General features: G+C 35.8%; 3 protein-coding genes. 2 read left to right on the top strand and 1 reads right to left on the bottom strand.

Going from position 1 to position 3035, the window contains the following annotated elements:
• Positions 1 to 975, top strand: a 975-nt coding sequence (locus ACY65O_RS19910; protein ID WP_462222607.1) for a DNA polymerase Y family protein, incomplete at its 5' end; no start/stop codon positions are given.
• Positions 976 to 1064: 89 nt separating this feature from the next.
• Here ACY65O_RS19910 and ACY65O_RS19905 read toward each other — a convergent pair.
• Positions 1065 to 1478 (bottom strand): RrF2 family transcriptional regulator, encoded by a 414-nt coding sequence (locus tag ACY65O_RS19905; protein ID WP_462222606.1) that lies wholly within the window; start codon positions 1476 to 1478, stop codon positions 1065 to 1067.
• Between the two features lie 94 nt (positions 1479 to 1572).
• Between ACY65O_RS19905 and ACY65O_RS19900 the strand changes: the two genes are divergently transcribed.
• Complete coding sequence (locus tag ACY65O_RS19900; RefSeq protein WP_462222605.1) at positions 1573 to 2211, top strand: peroxiredoxin; 639 nt, start codon at positions 1573 to 1575, stop codon at positions 2209 to 2211.
• Positions 2212 to 3035 lie beyond the last annotated feature (824 nt).

The raw sequence follows: 3035 nt of genomic DNA, 5'->3' as shown, positions 1-3035 counted from the left end.
GGAATGCCCAGCCGCAAAGCATTACAGCTTTGTCCGCAAGCGATTGTATTAGGCGGGAGCCGCGGTGAGTACAGCCGCTACAGCCGCTGGGTAACACAAATTATTGCAGCCAAAGCACCGCTGTTTGAAAAGGCCTCTATTGACGAATTTTATATTGACTTAACAGGAATGGAAAAATTCTTTAATCCACTGCAATGGACAATTGATCTGAGAAAAGAAATTATTGATGAAACACAATTGCCCATTTCATTTGGATTAGCCAGTAATAAAATGATGGCTAAAATGGCAACCAATGCGGCCAAGCCTAATGGTTACCTGCAAATACCATTTGGAAAAGAAAAAGAATTTTTGGCACCGATGGCAGTAAATAAAATTCCGGGAGTGGGGGAGCATACTTATGAGCAATTAAAAGCTATGGGCATATTTACTATAAAAGACATCAGCGAAAGAACAGCCGAAGCATTGGAAGAAAGATTGGGTAAATGGGGCGTTGATCTGTGGTATAAAAGCCAGGGCATTCATAATGGCGAAGTGAGCCAGTACCACGAAGCAAAATCAGTTTCTACAGAAAATACTTTTGATGAAAATAAAACCGACATGTTTTTTTTAATGAGCGAACTGGTGCGTATGGTAGAAAGGATTGCTTATGAATTAAGACAAGATGGAAAAGTTGCCGGATGTGTTGCAGTTAAAATTCGTTATCCCGATTTTGAAACTACATCAAGACAAACTACTGTGCCTTATACCTGTGCCGATGACGAAATTATTCCTGTGGCTAAAGAGTTGTTTAATAAGTTGTGGAAGAAAGGCTCACCTATTCGGTTGATTGGCGTTAGGTTAAGCGAACTGACTAATGATGCCGTGCAAACTAATTTGTTTGATGATGTGGAACGGAAAAATGATTTATACAAAGCCATTGATAATGTAAAGGGCAGGTTTGGTAAGGCTTCGGTTAAAAGAGCCTCTTCAAATTAATATCGAATTTGTGAATATAAAATATCGAATGTCCTTAAATTTATAAAGTGCTCATCACATTCGCCATTCGCAAATTCGATATTTAAAAATTATTCTGCATCAATCAAATCATACAAAGTTTTTTTCTCTAAAATTTTTAATGTAGCATCTCTTGTAAAAGCCATGGCTTTATTTAAACCGCAGGTTGCTTCATTACAGTCTTTACATTTTTCATAAAAGTTTAAACTTACACAGGGTATCATGGCAATTGGGCCATCCACAATTCTTATGGCAACTGCCAGGGATGTTTTTTTTGGTGAGTTGGTTAAAAAATAACCGCCACCTTTCCCTTTCTTACTGTCTAAAACCCCTTTGTTTTTTAACTGCAAAAGGATACTTTCTAAAAACTTAACAGGTATTTTTTTCTTCTTCGCAATTTCAGAAATTAAAATTGGGCCTTCACCGTATTTAGAAGCAAGGTAACCAAGGGCTTTTAGGCCGTATTGAGTTTTTTTGGATAACATAGCAATTTTTAAAAAGCGAATATAAAAAATATTTTACAATAATAGTCTATTTAATTAGTAGAGTAAGTATATTTGTACTCTAAAATTTATTATTATGAGTTTACGATTAGGGGATATTGCTCCCAACTTTAAAGCAAAAACATCTTTAGGCGAAATTGATTTTTACGAATACTTAGGCGATTCATGGGGGATATTATTTTCTCATCCTGCCGATTATACACCGGTTTGTACAACAGAACTGGGGCGTACCGCTGCCTTAAAAGACGAATTTGCAAAGCGTAATGTAAAAGTTTTAGCATTAAGTGTTGATCCTGTTGATAAACATTTAAGCTGGATCGGTGATATTAATGAAACACAAAATTGTTCTGTTGAATTTCCTATAATTGCCGATGATGATAAGAAAGTTTCGGAATTATACGACTTCATTCATCCCAATGCATCGGCAACTGCAACCGTACGTTCGCTGGTGGTTATCGGACCGGATAAAGCGGTAAAATTAATTATCACTTATCCTGCATCTACCGGAAGAAATTTTGTAGAAGTTTTACGTGTGGTGGATTCTTTACAGCTTACTGCAAAATACAGCGTGGCAACACCTGCCAACTGGAAGGAAGGAGAAAAAGTTATTGTAGTGCCAGCAGTTAGCACCGAAGATGCACTTAAAAAATTCCCAAAAGGATTGGAGATTGTAAAACCGTATTTGCGTTATACACCGCAGCCGAATATTGATTAATCGGCCTTTATATTTTTTAGTTTAACCGCTCTGCATGAGCGGCTTTTTTTTGCCCAACCTTTTAAAATAAACTAAATAAAATTTTCTCTGCCAGTATATTTTACTTTTTATAATTGAGTAAAAAAAACCCCCACCAAAGAAATATACTTCAATAAATAATGTGTTGTTTTTACCCTTCCAATTAAAGACAGTTACAACTGTTATCTACAGAAAGTGGATACTCTCATAGTTGTTTTTACCCTACAAATTAAAGGCAGTTACAACCTTATGCTGCTTATGCTATTGCTAATGCAGTTGTTTTTACCCTTCCAATCAAAGGCAGTTACAACTGTGGCATTGGCAAAAAAATAGCATAGAACATTTTTTTATTTTATAAGAAAGGTAGTTACAAATAATCAGTCTATTACCTTTTAGAAAGTATTGTTGTATTAACCTTCAAATTAAAGATAGCTACAACTGTGACGTGGGAAAAAAATAGAAACTAAGTTGTTTAACCTTTCAGATTAAGGGCAGTAACAACAGACTTCAAATTATTGTGTCAAAATAAAAAAGTTGTTTTTACCCTTCCAATCAAAGGCAGTTACAACTTTTTCCTGTGCAGCGGAGCATATCTTTATTTGTCTTTCCCATCACAAAATAAAGACAGTTACAACACACTGCCGATGTTCGAGTGAAGAAATCTAGTTGTTTATACTCTTCCAAATAAAAGCAGTTACAACGTGTTTTTTAGCTGCGGAGCATTAGAGTTGTTTTTACCCTTCAAATTAAGGGCAGTTACAACTTTATATCGACTGCCCCGATCTGCCTTTAAGTTGTTTTTACCC

The organism is Ferruginibacter sp., assembly GCF_031430955.1.
Lineage (GTDB): Bacteria > Bacteroidota > Bacteroidia > Chitinophagales > Chitinophagaceae > Ferruginibacter.
Note: the sequence above shows the minus strand (reverse complement) of the source record. Positions and strands in the feature narration are given on the sequence as shown.